The sequence below is a fragment of the Pseudomonas fluorescens genome (assembly GCF_001307275.1).
GTDB lineage: Bacteria > Pseudomonadota > Gammaproteobacteria > Pseudomonadales > Pseudomonadaceae > Aquipseudomonas > Aquipseudomonas fluorescens_AA.
In genome coordinates this window covers 4,919,545-4,939,481 of record NZ_CP012831.1, presented here as the reverse complement: position 1 = coordinate 4,939,481, position 19,937 = coordinate 4,919,545, and the positions used below count along the sequence as shown (strand labels likewise).

Here is a 19,937-nt window from a genome sequence, read left to right as displayed (position 1 = left end):
GCTTTGGCAATGCAATACAATCTCACCAGGATCGACCCCGATGCTCCTAACGAGCAGTATCCGATTGGCAAACGGGAAACCGTCGCCGATCCGTTAGAAGATCAAGTCCACAAAAACATCTTCATGGGCAAGCTCGAAGACGTGCTGAACAGCACGGTCAACTGGGGTCGCAAGAATTCCCTGTGGCCGTACAACTTCGGCCTTTCATGCTGCTACGTGGAAATGACCACCGCCTTCACGGCGCCCCACGACATCGCGCGCTTTGGCGCCGAGGTGATCCGGGCATCGCCGCGCCAGGCGGATTTCATGGTTATCGCCGGTACCTGCTTCATCAAGATGGCGCCGATCATCCAGCGTCTCTACGAGCAAATGCTCGAGCCCAAGTGGGTCATCTCCATGGGTTCGTGCGCCAACTCCGGTGGCATGTACGACATCTACTCTGTCGTTCAAGGGGTGGACAAGTTCCTGCCCGTGGACGTCTACGTGCCCGGCTGCCCACCTCGCCCCGAAGCTTTCCTGCAAGGCTTGATGCTGTTGCAGGAGTCGATTGGCCAGGAGCGTCGCCCACTGTCCTGGGTCGTTGGCGATCAAGGCGTCTATCGCGCCGAGATGCCGTCGCAAAAGGAACAGCGCCGCGAACAGCGTATCGCAGTCACCAACCTGCGCAGCCCCGACGAAGTCTGATCCAGCTCTGCTCTGTACAAGAAACGAGAACCTGGCTTCATTCTTTACGTTGACCGAAAGCGATAAATAACCATGACTACAGGCAGTGCTCTGTACATCCCGCCTTACAAGGCAGACGACCAGGATGTGGTCGTCGAACTGAACAACCGTTTTGGCCCCGAGGCGTTCACCGCCCAGCCGACCCGTACCGGCATGCCGGTGCTTTGGGTCGCCCGCGCCAAACTCGTCGAAGTCCTGACTTTCCTGCGCAACCTGCCCAAGCCGTACGTCATGCTCTATGACCTGCACGGCGTGGACGAGCGTCTGCGCACCAAGCGTCAAGGGCTGCCCGACGGCGTCGACTTCACCGTGTTCTATCACTTGATGTCGATCGAGCGTAATAGTGACGTAATGATCAAGGTCGCCTTGTCCGAGAGCGACCTCAGCGTGCCGACCGTGACCGGCATCTGGCCGAACGCCAACTGGTACGAGCGTGAAGTGTGGGACATGTACGGGATCGACTTCCCCGGCCACCCGCACCTGACCCGCATCATGATGCCGCCGACCTGGGAAGGTCACCCGCTGCGCAAGGACTTCCCGGCCCGCGCCACCGAGTTCGACCCGTTCAGCCTGTCCCTGGCCAAGCAACAGCTCGAGGAAGAAGCCGCGCGCTTCAAGCCTGAAGACTGGGGCATGAAGCGTTCGGGCGCCAACGAGGACTACATGTTCCTCAACCTGGGCCCGAACCACCCTTCGGCCCACGGTGCGTTCCGCATCATCCTGCAACTGGACGGCGAAGAGATCGTCGACTGCGTGCCGGACATTGGCTACCACCACCGTGGCGCCGAGAAAATGGCCGAGCGCCAGTCCTGGCACAGCTTCATCCCGTACACCGACCGTATCGACTACCTCGGCGGCGTGATGAACAACCTGCCGTACGTACTGTCGGTGGAGAAACTGGCCGGGATCAAGGTCCCGGAGAAGGTCGACGTCATCCGCATCATGATGGCCGAGTTCTTCCGCATCACCAGCCACCTGCTGTTCCTGGGTACCTATATCCAGGACGTGGGGGCGATGACGCCGGTGTTCTTCACCTTCACCGACCGCCAGAAGGCCTACACGGTGATCGAAGCCATCACCGGTTTCCGCCTGCACCCGGCCTGGTACCGCATCGGTGGCGTGGCCCACGACCTGCCGCGCGGCTGGGAAAAGCTGGTCAAGGACTTCGTCGAGTGGATGCCCAAGCGCCTGGACGAATACACCAAGGCCGCCCTGCAGAACAGCATCCTCAAGGGTCGTACCATCGGGGTCGCCGCCTACAACACCAAGGAGGCCCTGGAATGGGGCGTCACCGGTGCCGGCCTGCGTTCCACCGGTTGCGACTTCGACCTGCGCAAGGCGCGCCCCTACTCCGGCTACGAAAACTTCGAATTCGAAGTACCGCTGGCGGCCAACGGTGACGCCTATGACCGCTGCATGGTTCGTGTCGAGGAAATGCGCCAGAGCATCAAGATCATCGACCAATGCCTGCGCAACATGCCGGAAGGCCCGTACAAGGCGGATCACCCGCTGACCACGCCGCCGCCCAAAGAGCGCACGCTGCAGCACATCGAGACCCTGATCACGCACTTCCTGCAGGTTTCGTGGGGCCCGGTCATGCCGGCCAACGAGTCCTTCCAGATGATCGAAGCGACCAAGGGCATCAACAGTTATTACCTGACGAGCGACGGCGGCACCATGAGCTACCGCACCCGGATTCGCACCCCAAGCTACCCGCACCTGCAGCAGATCCCTTCGGTGATCAAAGGCAGCATGGTCGCGGACTTGATCGCGTACCTGGGTAGTATCGATTTCGTTATGGCCGACGTGGACCGCTAAGCATGAACAGCACGCTTATCCAGACTGACCGTTTCGCCCTGAGCGAAACCGAGCGCTCGGCCATCGAGCACGAGTTGCATCACTACGAAGACCCGCGCGCGGCGTCGATCGAAGCCCTGAAGATCGTCCAGAAGGAACGTGGCTGGGTGCCCGACGGCGCGCTCTACGCCATCGGCGAGATCCTCGGCATCCCGGCCAGCGACGTCGAAGGCGTCGCCACTTTCTACAGCCAGATTTTCCGCCAGCCAGTGGGCCGTCACATCATTCGCGTCTGCGACAGCATGGTCTGCTACATCGGCGGCCACGAATCGGTGGTCGGCGAGCTCCAGAGCAAGCTGGGCATCGGCCTGGGCCAGACCACCGCCGACGGCCGCTTCACCCTGCTGCCGGTGTGCTGCCTGGGCAACTGCGACAAGGCACCGGCGCTGATGATCGACGACGACACCTTCGGTGACGTCCAGCCTGATGGCGTCGCCAAACTGCTGGAGGGCTACGTATGACCCTGACTTCCTTCGGGCCCGCCAACCGCATCCAGCGTTCGGCCGAAACCCATCCCCTGACCTGGCGTCTGCGTGACGACGGCGAAGCGGTGTGGCTGGACGAGTACCAGGCCAAGAACGGCTACGCCGCCGCGCGCAAGGCGTTCACCGACATGGCCCAGGACGACATCGTCCAGACCGTGAAGGATTCCGGCCTTAAAGGTCGTGGCGGCGCGGGCTTCCCCACGGGCGTGAAGTGGGGCCTGATGCCCAAGGACGAATCCATCAACATCCGCTACCTGCTGTGCAACGCGGATGAAATGGAACCCAACACCTGGAAGGACCGCATGCTGATGGAGCAACTGCCCCATCTGCTGATCGAAGGCATGCTGATCAGCGCCCGTGCGCTGAAGACCTACCGTGGCTACATCTTCCTGCGCGGCGAATACACCACCGCCGCCAAGCACCTGAACCGTGCCGTGGAAGAAGCCAAGGCCGCGGGCCTGCTGGGCAAGAACATCCTGGGCAGCGGCTTCGATTTCGAGCTGTTCGTCCACACCGGCGCCGGGCGCTACATCTGCGGTGAAGAAACCGCGCTGATCAACTCCCTGGAAGGCCGCCGCGCCAACCCACGCTCCAAGCCGCCCTTCCCTGCCGCCGTGGGCGTGTGGGGCAAGCCGACCTGCGTGAACAACGTCGAGACCCTGTGCAACGTGCCGGCGATCATTGCCGACGGCGTGGACTGGTACAAATCCCTGGCCCGCGACGGCAGCGAAGACATGGGCACCAAGCTCATGGGCTTCTCCGGCAAGGTCAAGAACCCTGGCCTGTGGGAACTGCCGTTCGGCATCACCGGCCGCGAGCTGTTCGAAGACTACGCCGGCGGCATGCGCGACGGCTACACGCTCAAGTGCTGGCAGCCCGGCGGCGCCGGTACCGGTTTCCTGTTGCCGGAACACCTGGACGCACAAATGTACGCCGGCGGCATCGCCAAGGTGGGCACCCGCATGGGTACCGGCCTGGCCATGGCGGTGGACGACAGCGTCAACATGGTGTCGCTGCTGCGCAACATGGAAGAGTTCTTCTCCCGTGAGTCGTGCGGTTTCTGCACCCCTTGCCGCGATGGCCTGCCGTGGAGCGTCAAGCTGCTGCGGGCCATTGAAAACGGCGAAGGCCAGGCCGGCGACATCGAGACCCTGCTGGGTCTGGTGGGTTTCCTCGGCCCAGGCAAGACCTTCTGTGCTCACGCACCGGGTGCCGTGGAACCGTTGGGCAGCGCCATCAAATACTTCCGTCCAGAGTTCGAAGCCGGCATCGCGCCCACCAGCGCCGTCGTCCCGCCTCTGGCAAAGCCGATCGTAGTCGGCGCGTAAACGCTTAAAAAGGCGAAGGGTCCGTGCCCTTCGTCTTCTCGTGTGATGACGCCGTAAGCGGCTGTGTTGATTCACGCGAACAACAAGATTCCATTAGCCACGCCCGCTGACACCGGGCCAACGAAGAACTTTGAACCATGGCCACTATCCACGTAGACGGCAAAGAGCTCGAAGTCGATGGCGCAGACAACCTGTTACAGGCATGTCTGTCGCTGGGCCTCGACATTCCTTATTTCTGCTGGCACCCCGCCCTTGGCAGCGTTGGCGCTTGTCGCCAGTGCGCGGTCAAGCAGTACACCGACGAAAACGACAAGCGTGGTCGGATCGTCATGTCCTGCATGACCCCCGCCACCGACGGCAGCTGGATCTCCATCGACGACGAAGAAGCGAAAGTGTTTCGCGCCAGCGTCGTCGAATGGCTGATGACCAACCACCCTCACGACTGCCCGGTCTGTGAGGAAGGCGGCCACTGCCACCTGCAAGACATGACCGTGATGACCGGCCACAACGAGCGCCGTTATCGCTTCACCAAGCGCACCCACCAGAACCAGCAACTGGGCCCGTTCATCTCCCACGAGATGAACCGCTGCATCGCCTGCTACCGCTGTGTGCGTTTCTACAAGGACTACGCCGGCGGCACCGACCTGGGCGTGTTCGGTGCCCACGACAACGTGTACTTCGGTCGCGTCGAAGACGGCACCCTGGAAAGCGAGTTCTCCGGCAACCTCACCGAGGTCTGCCCGACCGGTGTGTTCACCGACAAGACTCACTCCGAACGCTACAACCGCAAGTGGGACATGCAGTTCTCGCCGAGCATCTGCCATGGCTGCTCCAGCGGCTGCAACATTTCCCCGGGCGAGCGCTACGGTGAACTGCGGCGCATCGAAAACCGCTTCAACGGTTCGGTCAACCAGTACTTCCTGTGTGACCGTGGCCGTTTCGGCTATGGCTACGTCAACCGCACGGATCGCCCACGCCAACCGCTGCTGGCGGGCGGCGCCAAGCTGAGCCTGGACGAAGCGCTGGACAAGGCCGCCGAGCTGCTGCGCGGGCGCAACATCGTCGGCATCGGTTCGCCACGGGCCAGCCTGGAAAGCAACTACGCCCTGCGTGAACTGGTCGGCGCCGAGCACTTCTACAGTGGCATCGAAGCCGGCGAGCTGGAACGCATCCGCCTGGTGCTGCAAGTGCTCAAGGACAGCCCGCTGCCGGTGCCGACGATGCGCGACATCGAAGACCACGACGCGGTGTTCGTCCTTGGCGAAGACCTGACCCAGACCGCCGCCCGCATGGCCCTGGCCCTGCGCCAATCGGTCAAGGGCAAGGCCGAGGACATGGCCGACGCCATGCGCGTGCAGCCATGGCTCGACGCCGCCGTGAAGAACATCGGCCAGCACGCGCTGAACCCGCTGTTCATCGCCAGCCTCGCTGAAACCAAGCTCGACGACGTCGCCGAAGAATGCGTCCACGCCGCGCCCGACGACCTGGCCCGCATCGGTTTCGCCGTGGCCCACGCCCTGGACGCCAGCGCCCCGGCCGTCGACGGCCTGGACAGCGAAGCGGCCGCCCTGGCCCAACGCATCGCCGACGCCCTGCTGGCGGCCAAGCGCCCATTGATCATCGCCGGCACCTCCCTGGGTTCCAAGGCCTTGATCGAAGCCGCCGCCAACATCGCCAAGGCCTTGAAGCTGCGCGAGAAGAACGGTTCCCTCAGCCTGATCGTGCCGGAAGCCAACAGCCTCGGCCTGGCCATGCTCGGTGGCGAATCGGTGGACGCCGCCCTGCAAGCGGTGATCGACGGCAGTGCGGACGCCATCGTCGTGCTGGAAAACGACCTCTACACCCGCACCGACAAAGCCCGGGTGGACGCCGCCCTGAACGCCGCGAAAGTGGTGATCGTCGCCGACCATCAGAAAACCGCCACCACCGACCGTGCCCACCTGGTGCTGCCGGCGGCGAGCTTCGCCGAAGGCGACGGTACGCTGGTCAGCCAGGAAGGCCGCGCCCAGCGCTTCTTCCAGGTGTTCGACCCGACTTACCTGGACGCCAGCATCCTGGTCCACGAAGGCTGGCGCTGGCTGCATGCCCTGCGCGCCACCCTGCTGGACCAGCCGATCGACTGGACGCAACTGGACCACGTCACCGCCGCCGTCGCTTCGAGCAGCCCGCAACTGGCTCGCATCGTCGATGCCGCGCCATCGGCCTCGTTCCGCATCAAGGGCCTGAAACTGGCGCGCGAACCGCTGCGCTACTCCGGTCGCACCGCCATGCGCGCCAACATCAGCGTCCACGAACCGCGCACCTCCCAGGACACGGACACCGCGTTCTCGTTCTCCATGGAAGGTTACTCGGGTTCGACCGAACCGCGTTCCCAGGTGCCGTTCGCCTGGTCGCCGGGCTGGAACTCGCCGCAAGCCTGGAACAAGTTCCAGGACGAAGTCGGTGGTCACCTGCGTGCTGGCGACCCGGGCACCCGCCTGATCGAAAGCCAGGGCGATGGCCTGAGCTGGTTCGCCAGCGTGCCACGCGCCTTCAACCCGGCACCGGGCACCTGGCAGGTCGTGCCATTCCATCACCTGTTCGGCAGCGAAGAGAACTCTTCCAAGGCCGCACCGGTGCAGGAACGCATCCCAACCGCCTACGTGGCGCTGGCCAAGTCCGAAGCCGACCGCCTGGGTGTCAACGATGGTGCCCTGCTGAGCCTGAACGTGGCCGGCCAGACCCTGCGTCTGCCGCTGCGCATCAATGAAGAACTGGGCGCCGGCCTGGTGGCCCTGCCGGCCGGTTTGGCGGGTATTCCACCGGCGATATTCGGCAAAACCGTCGACGGTCTGCAGGAGGCAGCGCAATGAGCTGGTTCACCCCTGAAGTGATCGCTGTGATCCTGACGGTCCTCAAGGCCATCGTGATCCTGCTGGCCGTGGTGGTCTGCGGCGCGTTGCTGAGCTTCGTCGAACGTCGCCTGCTGGGCTGGTGGCAGGACCGCTACGGTCCGAACCGCGTCGGCCCGTTCGGCATGTTCCAGATCGCTGCCGACATGATCAAAATGTTCTTCAAGGAAGACTGGACACCGCCGTTTGCCGACAAGGTGATCTTCACCCTGGCACCGGTCGTGGCCATGAGCGCCTTGCTGATCGCCTTCGCGATCATCCCGATCACCCCGACCTGGGGCGTGGCGGACCTGAACATCGGCCTGCTGTTCTTCTTCGCCATGGCCGGCCTGTCGGTCTACGCGGTGCTGTTCGCCGGCTGGTCGAGCAACAACAAGTTCGCCCTGCTGGGCAGCCTGCGGGCCTCGGCCCAGACCGTGTCCTACGAAGTGTTCATGGGCCTGGCGCTCATGGGCATCGTGATCCAGGCCGGCTCGTTCAACATGCGCGACATCGTCGAGTACCAGGCCCAGAACCTGTGGTTCATCATTCCGCAGTTCTTCGGTTTCTGTACCTTCTTCATCGCTGGCGTGGCCGTGACTCACCGTCACCCCTTCGACCAGCCGGAAGCGGAACAGGAACTGGCCGACGGTTACCACATTGAATATGCCGGCATGAAATGGGGCATGTTCTTCGTCGGTGAATACATCGGCATCATCCTGATCTCGGCGCTGCTGGTGACGCTGTTCTTCGGTGGCTGGCACGGTCCGTTCGGCATCCTGCCGCAACTGTCCTTCGTCTGGTTCGCCCTGAAGACCGCGTTCTTCATCATGCTGTTCGTCCTGCTGCGCGCCTCGATCCCGCGCCCACGCTACGACCAGGTGATGGACTTCAGCTGGAAATTCTGCCTGCCGCTGACCCTGATCAACATGCTGGTGACCGCTGCGATCGTTTTGATGAACGCGCCTGCGGCCGCGGTTCAGTGAGGATTTGACCCATGTTCAAATATATTGGCGACATCGTTAAGGGTACCGGTACCCAACTGCGAAGCCTGGTCATGATCTTCGGCCATGGCTTTCGCAAGCGCGACACCCTGCAATACCCGGAAGAGCCGGTCTACCTGGCCCCCCGTTACCGTGGCCGCATCGTCCTGACCCGCGACCCCGACGGCGAGGAACGCTGCGTGGCCTGCAACCTGTGCGCCGTGGCGTGCCCGGTGGGTTGCATCTCGTTGCAGAAAGCTGAAACCGAAGACGGTCGCTGGTACCCGGACTTCTTCCGCATCAACTTCTCGCGCTGCATTTTCTGCGGCCTCTGCGAGGAAGCCTGCCCGACCACCGCGATCCAGCTCACGCCGGATTTCGAAATGGCCGAGTTCAAACGTCAGGACCTGGTGTACGAGAAAGAAGATCTGCTGATTTCCGGTCCCGGTAAAAACCCTGATTACAACTTCTATCGTGTTGCAGGCATGGCCATTGCCGGTAAGCCAAAAGGCGCCGCGCAGAATGAAGCCGAACCGATCAACGTGAAGAGCTTGCTGCCTTAAGGAAGAAAGATGGAATTCGCTTTCTATTTCGCATCGGGTATCGCGGTGGTGTCCACGCTTCGTGTGGTCACCAACACCAATCCCATACATGCCCTGCTCTACCTGATCATTTCGCTGATCGCCGTGGCCATGACCTTCTTCGCCCTCGGCGCGCCGTTCGCCGGTGCCCTGGAAGTGATCGCCTACGCCGGCGCCATCATGGTGCTGTTCGTGTTCGTGGTGATGATGCTCAACCTCGGCCCGGCCGCGGTCCAGCAGGAACGCTCCTGGCTCAAGCCGGGCATCTGGGCGGGGCCGGTGATTCTCGCCGCCCTGCTGCTGGGTGAACTGCTGTATGTGCTGTTCGCTCACCAGAGCGGCCAGGCCATCGGCCACACCACCGTAGGCGCCAAGGCCGTGGGCATCAGCCTGTTCGGTCCGTACCTGCTGGTGGTCGAACTCGCCTCGATGCTGCTGCTTGCCGCAGCCGTCACGGCGTTCCATTTGGGCCGTAACGAGGCGAAGGAGTAATCACATGCCTGCTATCCCTCTCGAACATGGCCTGGCGGTTGCCGGCATCCTGTTCTGTCTCGGTCTGGTCGGCCTGATGGTCCGCCGCAACATTCTGTTCGTGTTGATGAGCCTGGAGGTCATGATGAATGCCTCCGCCCTGGCTTTCATCGTCGCGGGCGCTCGCTGGGCGCAGCCGGATGGACAGATCATGTTCATCCTGGTGATCAGCCTGGCAGCCGCCGAGGCCAGTATCGGCCTGGCGATCCTGTTGCAGCTGTATCGCCGCTTCCACACTCTCGATATTGACGCTGCCAGCGAGATGCGCGGATGAACCTTCTCTTCCTGACTTTCATATTTCCTCTTGTCGGTTTCCTGCTGCTGTCGTTCTCCCGTGGACGCTGGTCGGAAAACCTGTCTGCGCTGGTTGGCGTGGGCTCCATCGGCCTGTCTGCCATCGTCACGGCCTACGTGATCTGGCAATTCAACGTCGCCCCGCCGGAAGGTGGCCGGTACGTGCAAGTGCTGTGGCAGTGGATGGCGGTGGAAGGCTTCACGCCGAACTTCGCCCTGTACCTGGACGGCCTCTCGGTGACCATGCTCGGCGTGGTGGTCGGCGTGGGTTTCCTGATCCACCTGTTCGCGTCCTGGTACATGCGCGGTGAAGCCGGTTATTCGCGCTTCTTCGCCTACACCAACCTGTTCATCGCCAGCATGCTGTTCCTGGTGCTCGGCGATAACCTGTTGTTCCTGTACTTCGGCTGGGAAGGCGTGGGCCTGTGCTCGTACCTGTTGATCGGTTTCTACTACAGCAACCGCAACAACGGCAACGCCGCACTCAAGGCGTTCATCGTGACCCGGATCGGCGACGTGTTCATGGCCATCGGCCTGTTCATCCTGTTCCAGCAACTGGGCACGCTGAATATCCAGGAACTGCTGGTCAAGGCACCCGAGCACTTCAAGGTCGGTGACTTCTGGATCGTCCTGGCGACCCTGATGCTGCTGGGCGGTGCCGTCGGTAAATCCGCACAACTGCCGCTGCAGACCTGGTTGGCGGACGCGATGGCCGGTCCTACCCCGGTCTCGGCACTGATCCACGCCGCGACCATGGTGACAGCCGGTGTCTACCTGATCGCCCGTACCCACGGCCTGTTCGCCCTGGCGCCGGACATCCTGCACCTGGTCGGCATTGTTGGCGGCGTGACCCTGGTGCTGGCCGGTTTTGCCGCCCTGGTGCAGACCGACATCAAGCGCATCCTCGCCTACTCGACCATGAGCCAGATCGGCTACATGTTCCTGGCCCTGGGCGTTGGTGCCTGGGAAGGCGCGATCTTCCACCTGATGACCCACGCCTTCTTCAAGGCCCTGCTGTTCCTGGCGTCCGGTGCGGTGATCGTGGCCTGCCACCACGAGCAGAACATCTTCAAGATGGGCGGCCTGTGGAAAAAACTGCCGCTGGCCTACGCCAGCTTCATCGTCGGCGGCGCGGCCCTGGCGGCCCTGCCACTGGTCACCGCCGGTTTCTACTCCAAGGACGAGATCCTCTGGGAAGCGTTCGCCAGCGGTAACCAGGGCCTGCTCTATGCCGGCCTGGTGGGTGCGTTCATGACCTCGCTGTACACCTTCCGCCTGATCTTCATCGCGTTCCACGGTGAAGCCAAGACCGAAGCCCACGCCGGCCACGGCATTGCCCACTGGCTGCCACTGTCGGTGCTGATCGTGCTGTCGACCTTCGTCGGCGCCCTGATCACCCCACCGCTGGCCGATGTGCTGCCGCAAAGCGTCGGCCATGCCGGCGGCGAAGCCAAGCACAGCCTGGAAATCGCCTCCGGCGCCATCGCCCTGGCGGGTATCCTGCTGGCCGCCCTGCTGTTCCTGGGCAAGCGTCGTTTCGTCACGGCGGTCGCCAACAGCGGCATCGGGCGGTTCCTTTCGGCCTGGTGGTTCGCCGCCTGGGGCTTCGACTGGATCTACGACAAACTGTTCGTCAAGCCATACCTTGCGATCAGCCACATTCTGCGCAAAGACCCGCTCGACCAGACCATTGGCCTGATCCCGCGCATGGCCAAGGGCGGTCACACCGCCTTGAGCCGTACCGAGACCGGTCAACTGCGTTGGTATGCGGCTTCCATGGCGGCTGGCGCCGTGCTGGTTATCGGCGCCATCGTGCTGGTAGCGGTCTGATATGAACCTTGCGAACTTGCGAAAGGAAACGAGCCCGTCATGATTCTGCCCTGGCTAATCCTGATCCCCTTCATCGGCGGCCTGCTGTGCTGGATCGCGGAGCGCTCCAGCTCCACGCTCCCGCGCTGGATTGCGCTGCTGACCATGTCCCTGGAACTCGCGCTCGGCCTCTGGCTGTGGGCGACCGGCGACTATTCATTCGCTCCGGCCCCTGGCGCCGATCCGACCTGGGCACTTGAGTTCAAGCACGCCTGGATCGCGCGCTTCGGCATCAGCGTGCACCTGGCCCTCGACGGCCTGTCGTTGCTGATGATCCTGCTGACCGGCCTGCTGGGTATTCTCTCGGTCCTCTGCTCCTGGAAAGAGATCCAGCGTCACGTCGGTTTCTTCCACCTGAACCTGATGTGGATCCTGGGCGGTGTCGTCGGCGTGTTCCTGGCGCTGGACCTGTTCATGTTCTTCTTCTTCTGGGAAATGATGCTGGTGCCGATGTACTTCCTCATCGCGCTCTGGGGTCACAGTTCTTCGGACGGCAAGAAAACCCGGATCTACGCGGCGACCAAGTTCTTCATCTTCACCCAGGCTTCCGGCCTGATCATGTTGGTGGCGATCCTTGGCCTGGTGCTGGTCAACTTCAACAACACCGGCGTGATTACCTTCAACTACGCCGACCTGTTGAAAGTGCAGATGTCGCGCACCACCGAGTACGTGCTGATGCTGGGCTTCTTCATCGCGTTCGCGGTGAAGCTGCCGGTGGTGCCGTTCCACTCCTGGCTGCCGGACGCCCACGCCCAGGCGCCGACCGCCGGTTCCGTGGACCTGGCGGGTATCTTGCTGAAGACCGCGGCCTACGGCCTGCTGCGCTTTGCCTTGCCGCTGTTCCCCAATGCCTCGGCGGAGTTCGCGCCGATTGCCATGACCCTGGGCCTGATCGGGATTTTCTACGGTGCGTTCCTGGCGTTCGCCCAGACCGATATCAAGCGCCTGATCGCGTTCTCCAGCGTCTCGCACATGGGCTTCGTGCTGATCGGGATCTACTCCGGCAGCCAGCTGGCCCTGCAAGGCGCGGTGATCCAGATGCTCGCCCACGGCCTGTCGGCGGCGGCGCTGTTTATCCTCAGCGGTCAGCTGTACGAGCGCCTGCACACCCGGGACATGCGTGAAATGGGCGGCATCTGGTCGCGCATCGCCTACCTGCCGGCCATCAGCCTGTTCTTCGCGGCCGCGTCCCTGGGCCTGCCGGGCACGGGCAACTTCGTCGGCGAGTTCCTGATCCTGATCGGCTCGTTCGTCAGTGCGCCTTGGATCACGGCGATTGCCACCTCCGGCCTGGTGTTCGGTTCGGTCTACTCGCTGATCATGATCCACCGCGCCTACTTCGGTCCGGCCAAGTCGGATGAAGTGTTGCGTGGCATGGACGGTCGCGAACTGATCATGGTGCTCGGCCTTGCGGTGCTGCTGGTTTACCTCGGCGTGTACCCGCAACCGTTCCTCGACACCTCTGCCGCCACGATGCATGGCGTGCAGCAGTGGCTCGGCACCGCCTTCTCTCAACTCGCTTCGGCCCGGTAAGAGCGCTATGGAATTCACGATTCAACACTTTATCGCGCTTGCGCCGCTGTTGATCACCAGCGCCACGATCATCGTGGTGATGCTGGCGATCGCCTGGCGGCGCAATCACTCGCAGACCTTCCTGCTGTCGGTGGCGGGGCTGAACCTGGCCCTGCTGTCGATTTTGCCGGCCCTGAAAGTCGCACCACTGGCGGTCACGCCACTGATGCAGATCGACAGCTTCGCCTGCCTCTACATGGCGTTGATCCTGGTCGCCACCCTGGCCTGCGTCACCCTCGCCCACGCCTACCTCGGCGATGGCGGTTCGGGTTACCCGGGCAACCGCGAAGAACTGTACCTGCTGATCCTGATGGCCGCCGCCGGCGGCCTGGTGCTGGTCAGCTCGCAGCACCTGGCCAGCCTGTTCATCGGCCTGGAACTGCTGTCGGTACCGGTCTACGGCCTGGTGGCCTACGCCTTCTTCAACAAGCGTTCCCTGGAAGCCGGCATCAAGTACATGGTGCTGTCGGCAGCCGGTTCCGCGTTCCTGTTGTTCGGCATGGCCCTGCTCTACGCCGAAGCCGGCACCCTGAGCTTCGTCGGCATCGGCCAGGCCCTGGCGGCCACCGGCCTGCCTAGCCCGATCGCGCAACTGGGCCTGGGCATGATGCTGATCGGCCTGGCGTTCAAGCTGTCGCTGGTACCGTTCCACCTCTGGACCCCGGACGTCTACGAAGGCGCCCCGGCACCGGTGGCGGCGTTCCTGGCCACCGCGTCGAAAGTGGCGGTGTTCGCGGTCATGGTGCGGCTGTTCCAGATCTCGCCCGTAGCCAGCAGCGGTGTACTGAGCAACGTGCTGACCATCATCGCCATCGCGTCGATCCTGTTCGGTAACCTGCTGGCACTGACCCAGAGCAACCTCAAGCGTCTGCTGGGTTATTCGTCCATCGCCCACTTCGGCTACCTGCTGATCGCCCTGATCGCCAGCAAGGGCCTGGCCGTGGAAGCCATCGGCGTGTACCTGGTCACCTACGTGATCACCAGCCTCGGCGCCTTCGGCGTGATCACCCTGATGTCCTCGCCGTACAACGGCCGCGACGCCGATGCCCTGTACGAATACCGCGGCCTGTTCTGGCGCCGTCCGTACCTGACCGCCGTGCTGACCGTGATGATGCTGTCCCTGGCCGGCATCCCGCTGACCGCCGGCTTCATCGGCAAGTTCTACATCATCGCCACCGGCGTCGAGGCTCACCAATGGTGGCTGGTCGGCTCCCTGGTGCTGGGCAGTGCCATCGGCGTGTTCTACTACCTGCGCGTGATGGTCACCCTGTACCTGATGGAACCGAACCTGCGTCGTCACGATGCCGAGTTGCACTGGGAACAGAAGGCAGGCGGCGTGATGCTGCTGGCCATCGCCGTGTTGGCGTTCTTCCTTGGCGTGTACCCGCAGCCGTTGCTGACTTTGGTCCAGCAGGCGGGCTTGGTGGGCTGATCGCCCAAGCGTTGTAGCCATCGAAAGTGCCCGTATCGCAAGATACGGGCATTTTTTTTGGCTCTCGTTCGCGAAGAGTGATACGAGATAAGACAAGAAGCGCGGACTGATTCAGGTCCTTGACGCTGCCACCTTATTCAATATGATTAACCTTGAATCAGATTGCTGTACAACGATACAAAATAAATCGCTAATCATCGGCCTCGAAGCGGTTGTTTGAGAAGGCTGGCTATTCCCGCCAATTGAAAGGGGTCATCCATCATGGCAACCACCACGAAAACTCGCTCTGTCACCGCCCACGTCCCAGTGCAACTGGCCGAAAAAGTCGACCTGATGGCTGAACGCCTTGAGCGCTCCAGGAACTGGATCGTCAAACAGGCTCTATCTGCTTGGATAGATCAGGAAGAGGAGCGCAGTCGTCTGACCCTCGAGGCCCTGGCCGATGTTGACGCTGGCCGTGTGATTGATCACCAGGCGGTCCAGGCTTGGGCCGATAGTCTCAATACCGACACTCCGTTACCGGTCCCGCGCTGATGGAGTTGAAGTGGACCAGCAAGGCACTGTCCGACATAGCCCGACTCTATGAGTTTCTGGCATCGGCGAACCAACCCGCTGCCGCACGAACAGTACAACAGCTCACGACTGCACCGACCTCATTGCTGGTCAACCCGCGCATGGGTGAACGCCTGGAAGAGTTCGAACCTCGGGATGTGCGCAGAATTCAGGTCGGCCACTACGAGATGCGCTACGAAATAGTAGGTTCCACCCTGTACCTGCTGCGCCTGTGGCACACACGTGAGGATCGATAACGCCGACTCGGCCAGCTTGGTCGCGATGACAGCGGCACCTTCAACATCGATGCAAGCTGACCCACCGCTTTCGCGAGCAAGCCCGCTCCCACAGAAACTCAACGCGCCTGCCAGTCAAAGTGCAAGACCATTTCTCCCGCCCTCTTGCAGCTTGCACGAACATAGAAAGCCACCTTAATACAACTAATTGTTTTTAAAGGCTTTTTTAAGATGCTTCGGCTGGCACGGCTGATGCAATTCATCTCATACGCGGCGTCGGCGCTTGAAGCCTGCCCGCATCCGTGAATTGCCGAGGAGCTACCCATGAATGCCATCGATCTGTTGAAAGCCGACCATGAGCGCGTCAAAGCCATCCTGACTCAACTGAGCGAGTCGACCGAACGCGCCGTGAAAAAACGTACCGACCTGTTGGCGAAACTGGAAATGGAAATTTCCATCCATACCCGCCTGGAAGAAGAAATCCTTTATCCGGCTTTCAAGCAGGCAGGTGGCAAGGAGGAGGCACAGATGTACTACGAAGCCAAGGAAGAGCACCGCACCGTCGACTCGCTGGTGCTGCCTGACCTGAAGGCGACCGACCCGTCCACAGCGGAATTTTCCGGCCGGGCAAAAGTGGTCAAGGAGCTGCTTGAGCACCACATCGAGGAGGAAGAAAAAGAAATGTTCCCCCACGCGAAAAAACTGCTGGGCAAGGCAAAACTGGACGCCTTGGGTGCGGAAATGGAGACCATGAAAGCGCAGTACAAAAAAGAACTGAGCAGCGCCAGCCTCGCCGCCTGATCGTACGCCGCGGATGCGTCAGCCGTCGCCCGACGGCTGCACGCCCTAGGCGTTATTGCATGTGTTCACGCAAGAACTCCACCAACGCCTGTACCGGGCGTGAGCCTTGGCGATGTTGCGGGTAGACCGCTGACAGCGCCAGGGGCTCGGTTTCGAACCCCTCCAACACCTTGATCAACCGACCATCCTTCAAGGCATCGCCGAGGATGAAGGTAGGCAAGTAGGTGACCCCCATGGCGGCGATGGCCGCGTCCCTGAGCACATCGCCGTTGTTGGCGCGCATGCGCCCCGTGACCTCCAGGGTCAACGGTTTGCCGGCCCCCGCGAAACGCCACTGCACCTGGCGGCTGTGCCCATAGGGCAGGCAGTCATGATGGCGCAGGTCTTCCGGTCGCATGGGTGTGCCTTTTTGCGCCAGGTAAGCCGGACTGGCGCAGTACACCCGCTCGATGGTCGCGATGCGCCGGGCAATCAGCGTCGAGTCCTCCAGCACGCCGATGCGCAGCGCCAGGTCATAGCCCTCCCCCAGCAGGTCCACCGAACGGTCGCTCAGGTCCACTTCGACGCTGACGCCCGGATAACGCTGCAGGAACTGCGGCAACAGGCTGCCCAGATGCGCCATGGCGAAGGACAGCGGTGCGCTGAGCCGAATCGTGCCACGGGGCTCACTGGTCTGGCCGCTGATCCCCTGCTCCACCTGTTCCACGTCATTGAGCAGACGCAGCGACGCTTCGTAATAGCGCTGGCCCAACGGGGTGACGTCCAGCCGGCGGGTCGAACGATTGAGCAAACGTACGCCCAGGCGCTGTTCCAATGCCATGAGCTTGCGGCTGACGAACTGCTTGGACAGCCCCAGCTTGTCCGCCGCGGCGGTGAAACTGCCTGACTCCATGACCTGGGCAAAGATGCGCATTTCTTCGAAGGGGTTCATTGTCATTCCTGGGGTGGACAGTCAGGGGGATGAGTTGGGCATTGTGGGTGGAGCAAGGCAGGTTGGAAAGGTGTTGGATGGGCTGACGCTATCGCGAGCAAGCTCGCTCCCACATGGATTCCGCTGATTACGGACAAACCCTGTGGGAGCGAGCTTGCTCGCGATAGCGGCGGATCAGCTTGCAAGAACCTGATGCCGGGCACAAAAACGCCCGCACAAGGCGGGCGTCATTGAGCATGAATCGCTTACTTGGCCGTCAGCGCCGAGTAGCTGTTCATCAGGTTACGGTAGTTCGGAATCCGCTGGGACAGCAGGTTGCCCAGGCCTTCGATGTCGTTGCGCCAGTCGCGGTGCAGCTCACAGGCCACCGAGAACCAGTTCATCATCTGCGCGCCGGCGGCGGTCATGCGGACCCAGGCGGCCTGCTGCACGGTTTCGTTGAAGGTACCCGAGGCATCGGTCACGACGAACACGTCGAAACCTTCGGCCAGCGCCGACAGGGTCGGGAACGCTACGCAGACATCGGTGACCACGCCCGCGATGATCAATTGCTTGCGGCCGGTGGCCTTGATCGCCTTGACGAAATCTTCGTTGTCCCAGGCATTGATCTGGCCTGGACGCGGGATGTATGGCGCGTCCGGGAACATTTCCTTGAGCTCCGGCACGATCGGGCCGTTGGGGCCTTGTTCGAAGCTGGTGGTCAGGATGGTTGGCAGTTCGAAGAACTTCGCCAGGTCGGCCAAGGCCAGCACGTTGTTCTTGAACTCGTTGGGCGAGAAGTCCTGGACCAGGGAAATCAGGCCGGTCTGGTGATCGACCAGCAGGACGACCGCGTCGTCTTTGTTCAGACGGTTGTAGGCGGGAACGTTGCTCATGGGATGACTCCTTTGGGATGGATAGTAAAACCTGTGGGAGCGAGCTTGCTCCGGGCGGCGTTCCGACGATGGCGGAGTGTCAGGCGACGGCAGTGCTGAATGTTCAACCGCTATCGCGAGCAAGCTCGCTCCCACAGAGGGGGTTGTGTGTTAGTTAAAAGGCAAAGCAGGAACAGCCAAACGCGCCCCAGAAACCTTGGAAATCACTGACCGGAACGTTCGACAGTCGTGCCCGTTCATGGCTGTGGGCATGCACCGTGCACGGGCCGCTGCACTGGTGGACCTGGGCCTGCAACGGTGAAGTCGGGCGCCAGTGGCCCGGGACCTTGACCACCGGCGACCAGTCGGGCAAAACCGGGACACTGGCCGGGCCGAGTTTTTCGAAATCACCAGCGGCGTACACCACCTTGCCGTCCACAACGGTCAGTACCGACTCGATCCACTTGATGGCTTCTTCCTCGACGCTGAAGAAGTCCGCGCTGAGGGCCGCCAGGTCCGCCAGTTGGCCGACCTTGATCTGGCCCTTCTTGCCCTGCTCCGACGAGAACCAGGCGCTGCCATGGGTAAACAGTTCCAACGCGGTCAGGCGCGGCAGGCCTTCTTCGTGCAACGAAAGACCACCGACCGTGCGGCCGCTGACCATCCAGTACAACGAGGTCCAGGGGTTGTAGCTGGAGACGCGGGTGGCATCGGTGCCGGCGCCCACCGGTACGCCTTCGGCCAACATGCGCTTGATCGGCGGCGTGGCTTCGGCGGCCTTGGCACCGTAGCGGTCGACGAAGTATTCGCCCTGGAAGGCCATGCGGTCCTGGATCGCAATGCCGCCACCCAGCGCCCGTACACGTTCGATGTTCTTCGGCGTGATGGTCTCGGCGTGGTCGAAGAACCACGGCAGGCCGTTGAACGGAATATCGCGGTTGACCTTCTCGAACACGTCGAGCATGCGGCTGATGGATTCGTCATAAGTGGCATGCAGGCGGAATGGCCAGCGTTGCTCCACCAGGTGCCGAACCACCGGTTCCAGGTCCTGCTCCATGCCGGGCGGCAGGTCTGGACGCGGCTCCAGGAAGTCCTCGAAATCCGCCGCCGAGAACACCAGCATTTCCCCGGCGCCGTTGTGCCGCAGGAAATCGTCGCCCTGGTGCAGCTTGACGCTGCCGGTCCAGTTCTTGAAGTCGCTGAGTTCTTCCTTGGGCTTCTGGGTGAACAGGTTGTAGGCGATGCGCACCGTCAACTGCTGCTCGCGGGCCAACTGCTCGATCACCGCGTAGTCGTCCGGGTAGTTCTGGAAACCGCCGCCGGCATCGATGGCGCTGGTCAGGCCCAGGCGATTGAGTTCCCGCATGAATTGGCGGGTGGAGTTGACCTGGTATTCCAGCGGCAGCTTCGGCCCTTTCGCCAGCGTCGAGTAAAGGATCATCGCGTTGGGCCGCGCCACCAGCATGCCAGTGGGCTCGCCCTTGCTGTCACGCACGATCTCGCCACCCGGCGGGTTCGGCGTGTCACGGGTGTAACCGGCGACCCGCAGTGCGGCGCGGTTGAGCAAGGCGCGGTCATACAGGTGCAACACGAATACCGGCGTATCGGGGGCCGCCTGGTTGAGTTCTTCCAGGGTCGGCATGCGCTTTTCGGCGAACTGGAATTCGTTCCAGCCGCCGACCACGCGCACCCACTGCGGCGTCGGCGTGCGGTCGGCCTGGTCCTTGAGCATGCGCAAGGCATCGGCCAGGGACGGCACGCCTTCCCAGCGCAGTTCCAGGTTGTAGTTCAGACCGCCACGGATCAGGTGCAGGTGCGAGTCGTTGAGGCCGGGGATAACGGTACGACCCTTGAGGTCGATGACCTGGGTGCCGCTACCCCGCAGGGCCATGGCCTCGGCATCGGTGCCTACCGCGACGAAGCGGCCCTGGCTGATGGCGACTGCGCTGGCCCGAGGCTTCTCGCGGTCGACGGTATGGAATTGACCGTTGAATAGAATCAGATCGGCGTTCATCGGATTTCCTTCTGGATGAGTAGA

The 19,937-nt window shown here is 62.4% G+C and carries 18 protein-coding genes; 15 read left to right on the top strand and 3 right to left on the bottom strand.

Going from position 1 to position 19,937, the window contains the following annotated elements; genetic code table 11:
- Positions 1 to 9 precede the first annotated feature (9 nt).
- The 15 genes from AO356_RS22090 (at position 10) to AO356_RS22020 (ending at position 16,114) form a co-directional block, all read left to right on the top strand.
- Complete coding sequence (locus tag AO356_RS22090; protein ID WP_030141322.1) at positions 10 to 684, top strand: NuoB/complex I 20 kDa subunit family protein; 675 nt, start codon at positions 10 to 12, stop codon at positions 682 to 684.
- A 72-nt stretch (positions 685 to 756) separates the two neighbouring features.
- On the top strand, positions 757 to 2,541 hold the full coding sequence (nuoC, locus tag AO356_RS22085) for an NADH-quinone oxidoreductase subunit C/D (RefSeq protein WP_060741548.1): 1,785 nt from the start codon (positions 757 to 759) through the stop codon (positions 2,539 to 2,541).
- A 2-nt stretch (positions 2,542 to 2,543) separates the two neighbouring features.
- The gene (gene nuoE, locus AO356_RS22080; RefSeq protein ID WP_053123206.1) at positions 2,544 to 3,041 is read left to right on the top strand and encodes an NADH-quinone oxidoreductase subunit NuoE; all 498 of its coding nucleotides are present in this window, start codon (positions 2,544 to 2,546) and stop codon (positions 3,039 to 3,041) included.
- Positions 3,038 to 4,393 (top strand): NADH-quinone oxidoreductase subunit NuoF, encoded by a 1,356-nt coding sequence (gene nuoF / locus AO356_RS22075; RefSeq protein WP_060741547.1) that lies wholly within the window; start codon positions 3,038 to 3,040, stop codon positions 4,391 to 4,393. The genes nuoE and nuoF overlap by 4 nt, the downstream gene beginning before the upstream one ends.
- 137 nt (positions 4,394 to 4,530) lie before the next feature.
- The gene (nuoG, locus tag AO356_RS22070; RefSeq protein ID WP_060741546.1) at positions 4,531 to 7,245 is read left to right on the top strand and encodes an NADH-quinone oxidoreductase subunit NuoG; all 2,715 of its coding nucleotides are present in this window, start codon (positions 4,531 to 4,533) and stop codon (positions 7,243 to 7,245) included.
- Entirely contained in the window at positions 7,242 to 8,249 is a 1,008-nt protein-coding gene (nuoH, locus tag AO356_RS22065; RefSeq protein WP_025212983.1) for an NADH-quinone oxidoreductase subunit NuoH, read from the top strand. The genes nuoG and nuoH overlap by 4 nt, the downstream gene beginning before the upstream one ends.
- Positions 8,250 to 8,260: 11 nt before the next feature.
- Positions 8,261 to 8,809 (top strand): NADH-quinone oxidoreductase subunit NuoI, encoded by a 549-nt coding sequence (gene nuoI / locus AO356_RS22060; protein WP_003180051.1) that lies wholly within the window; start codon positions 8,261 to 8,263, stop codon positions 8,807 to 8,809.
- A gap of 9 nt (positions 8,810 to 8,818) precedes the next feature.
- The gene (gene nuoJ, locus AO356_RS22055) at positions 8,819 to 9,319 is read left to right on the top strand and encodes an NADH-quinone oxidoreductase subunit J (RefSeq protein ID WP_060741545.1); all 501 of its coding nucleotides are present in this window, start codon (positions 8,819 to 8,821) and stop codon (positions 9,317 to 9,319) included.
- Between the two features lie 4 nt (positions 9,320 to 9,323).
- Entirely contained in the window at positions 9,324 to 9,632 is a 309-nt protein-coding gene (gene nuoK / locus AO356_RS22050; RefSeq protein WP_003180046.1) for an NADH-quinone oxidoreductase subunit NuoK, read from the top strand.
- The gene (gene nuoL / locus AO356_RS22045) at positions 9,629 to 11,482 is read left to right on the top strand and encodes an NADH-quinone oxidoreductase subunit L (RefSeq protein ID WP_060741544.1); all 1,854 of its coding nucleotides are present in this window, start codon (positions 9,629 to 9,631) and stop codon (positions 11,480 to 11,482) included. The genes nuoK and nuoL overlap by 4 nt, the downstream gene beginning before the upstream one ends.
- Positions 11,483 to 11,521: 39 nt before the next feature.
- A complete protein-coding gene (nuoM, locus tag AO356_RS22040; protein ID WP_060741543.1) occupies positions 11,522 to 13,054 on the top strand; it encodes an NADH-quinone oxidoreductase subunit M in 1,533 nt (510 codons plus the stop codon).
- A 7-nt stretch (positions 13,055 to 13,061) separates the two neighbouring features.
- Entirely contained in the window at positions 13,062 to 14,525 is a 1,464-nt protein-coding gene (gene nuoN / locus AO356_RS22035) for an NADH-quinone oxidoreductase subunit NuoN (protein WP_060741542.1), read from the top strand.
- Between the two features lie 261 nt (positions 14,526 to 14,786).
- The gene (locus AO356_RS22030; protein ID WP_060741541.1) at positions 14,787 to 15,059 is read left to right on the top strand and encodes a CopG family ribbon-helix-helix protein; all 273 of its coding nucleotides are present in this window, start codon (positions 14,787 to 14,789) and stop codon (positions 15,057 to 15,059) included.
- On the top strand, positions 15,059 to 15,334 hold the full coding sequence (locus AO356_RS22025) for a type II toxin-antitoxin system RelE/ParE family toxin (RefSeq protein ID WP_060741540.1): 276 nt from the start codon (positions 15,059 to 15,061) through the stop codon (positions 15,332 to 15,334). The genes AO356_RS22030 and AO356_RS22025 overlap by 1 nt, the downstream gene beginning before the upstream one ends.
- A 303-nt stretch (positions 15,335 to 15,637) precedes the next feature.
- On the top strand, positions 15,638 to 16,114 hold the full coding sequence (locus AO356_RS22020) for a hemerythrin domain-containing protein (RefSeq protein ID WP_060741539.1): 477 nt from the start codon (positions 15,638 to 15,640) through the stop codon (positions 16,112 to 16,114).
- Positions 16,115 to 16,166: 52 nt separating this feature from the next.
- On the opposite strand, the gene AO356_RS22015 is transcribed toward AO356_RS22020, so the two are convergent.
- The 3 genes from AO356_RS22015 to AO356_RS22005 form a co-directional block, all read right to left on the bottom strand.
- Complete coding sequence (locus AO356_RS22015; RefSeq protein WP_060741538.1) at positions 16,167 to 17,045, bottom strand: LysR family transcriptional regulator; 879 nt, start codon at positions 17,043 to 17,045, stop codon at positions 16,167 to 16,169.
- Between the two features lie 245 nt (positions 17,046 to 17,290).
- On the bottom strand, positions 17,291 to 17,920 hold the full coding sequence (gene ycaC, locus AO356_RS22010; RefSeq protein ID WP_014337664.1) for an isochorismate family cysteine hydrolase YcaC: 630 nt from the start codon (positions 17,918 to 17,920) through the stop codon (positions 17,291 to 17,293).
- 154 nt (positions 17,921 to 18,074) lie between these two features.
- Positions 18,075 to 19,913, bottom strand: a complete 1,839-nt coding sequence (locus tag AO356_RS22005; RefSeq protein WP_024617381.1) for an amidohydrolase — start codon at positions 19,911 to 19,913, stop codon at positions 18,075 to 18,077.
- Positions 19,914 to 19,937 lie beyond the last annotated feature (24 nt).

Coding starts and splice junctions, on each gene's coding strand:
- AO356_RS22090 (WP_030141322.1), top strand. CDS start 10: ATGCAATACAATCTCACCAGGATCGACCCCGATGCTCCTAACGAGCAG.
- nuoC (WP_060741548.1), top strand. CDS start 757: ATGACTACAGGCAGTGCTCTGTACATCCCGCCTTACAAGGCAGACGAC.
- nuoE (WP_053123206.1), top strand. CDS start 2,544: ATGAACAGCACGCTTATCCAGACTGACCGTTTCGCCCTGAGCGAAACC.
- nuoF (WP_060741547.1), top strand. CDS start 3,038: ATGACCCTGACTTCCTTCGGGCCCGCCAACCGCATCCAGCGTTCGGCC.
- nuoG (WP_060741546.1), top strand. CDS start 4,531: ATGGCCACTATCCACGTAGACGGCAAAGAGCTCGAAGTCGATGGCGCA.
- nuoH (WP_025212983.1), top strand. CDS start 7,242: ATGAGCTGGTTCACCCCTGAAGTGATCGCTGTGATCCTGACGGTCCTC.
- nuoI (WP_003180051.1), top strand. CDS start 8,261: ATGTTCAAATATATTGGCGACATCGTTAAGGGTACCGGTACCCAACTG.
- nuoJ (WP_060741545.1), top strand. CDS start 8,819: ATGGAATTCGCTTTCTATTTCGCATCGGGTATCGCGGTGGTGTCCACG.
- nuoK (WP_003180046.1), top strand. CDS start 9,324: ATGCCTGCTATCCCTCTCGAACATGGCCTGGCGGTTGCCGGCATCCTG.
- nuoL (WP_060741544.1), top strand. CDS start 9,629: ATGAACCTTCTCTTCCTGACTTTCATATTTCCTCTTGTCGGTTTCCTG.
- nuoM (WP_060741543.1), top strand. CDS start 11,522: ATGATTCTGCCCTGGCTAATCCTGATCCCCTTCATCGGCGGCCTGCTG.
- nuoN (WP_060741542.1), top strand. CDS start 13,062: ATGGAATTCACGATTCAACACTTTATCGCGCTTGCGCCGCTGTTGATC.
- AO356_RS22030 (WP_060741541.1), top strand. CDS start 14,787: ATGGCAACCACCACGAAAACTCGCTCTGTCACCGCCCACGTCCCAGTG.
- AO356_RS22025 (WP_060741540.1), top strand. CDS start 15,059: ATGGAGTTGAAGTGGACCAGCAAGGCACTGTCCGACATAGCCCGACTC.
- AO356_RS22020 (WP_060741539.1), top strand. CDS start 15,638: ATGAATGCCATCGATCTGTTGAAAGCCGACCATGAGCGCGTCAAAGCC.
- AO356_RS22015 (WP_060741538.1), bottom strand. CDS start 17,045: ATGAACCCCTTCGAAGAAATGCGCATCTTTGCCCAGGTCATGGAGTCA.
- ycaC (WP_014337664.1), bottom strand. CDS start 17,920: ATGAGCAACGTTCCCGCCTACAACCGTCTGAACAAAGACGACGCGGTC.
- AO356_RS22005 (WP_024617381.1), bottom strand. CDS start 19,913: ATGAACGCCGATCTGATTCTATTCAACGGTCAATTCCATACCGTCGAC.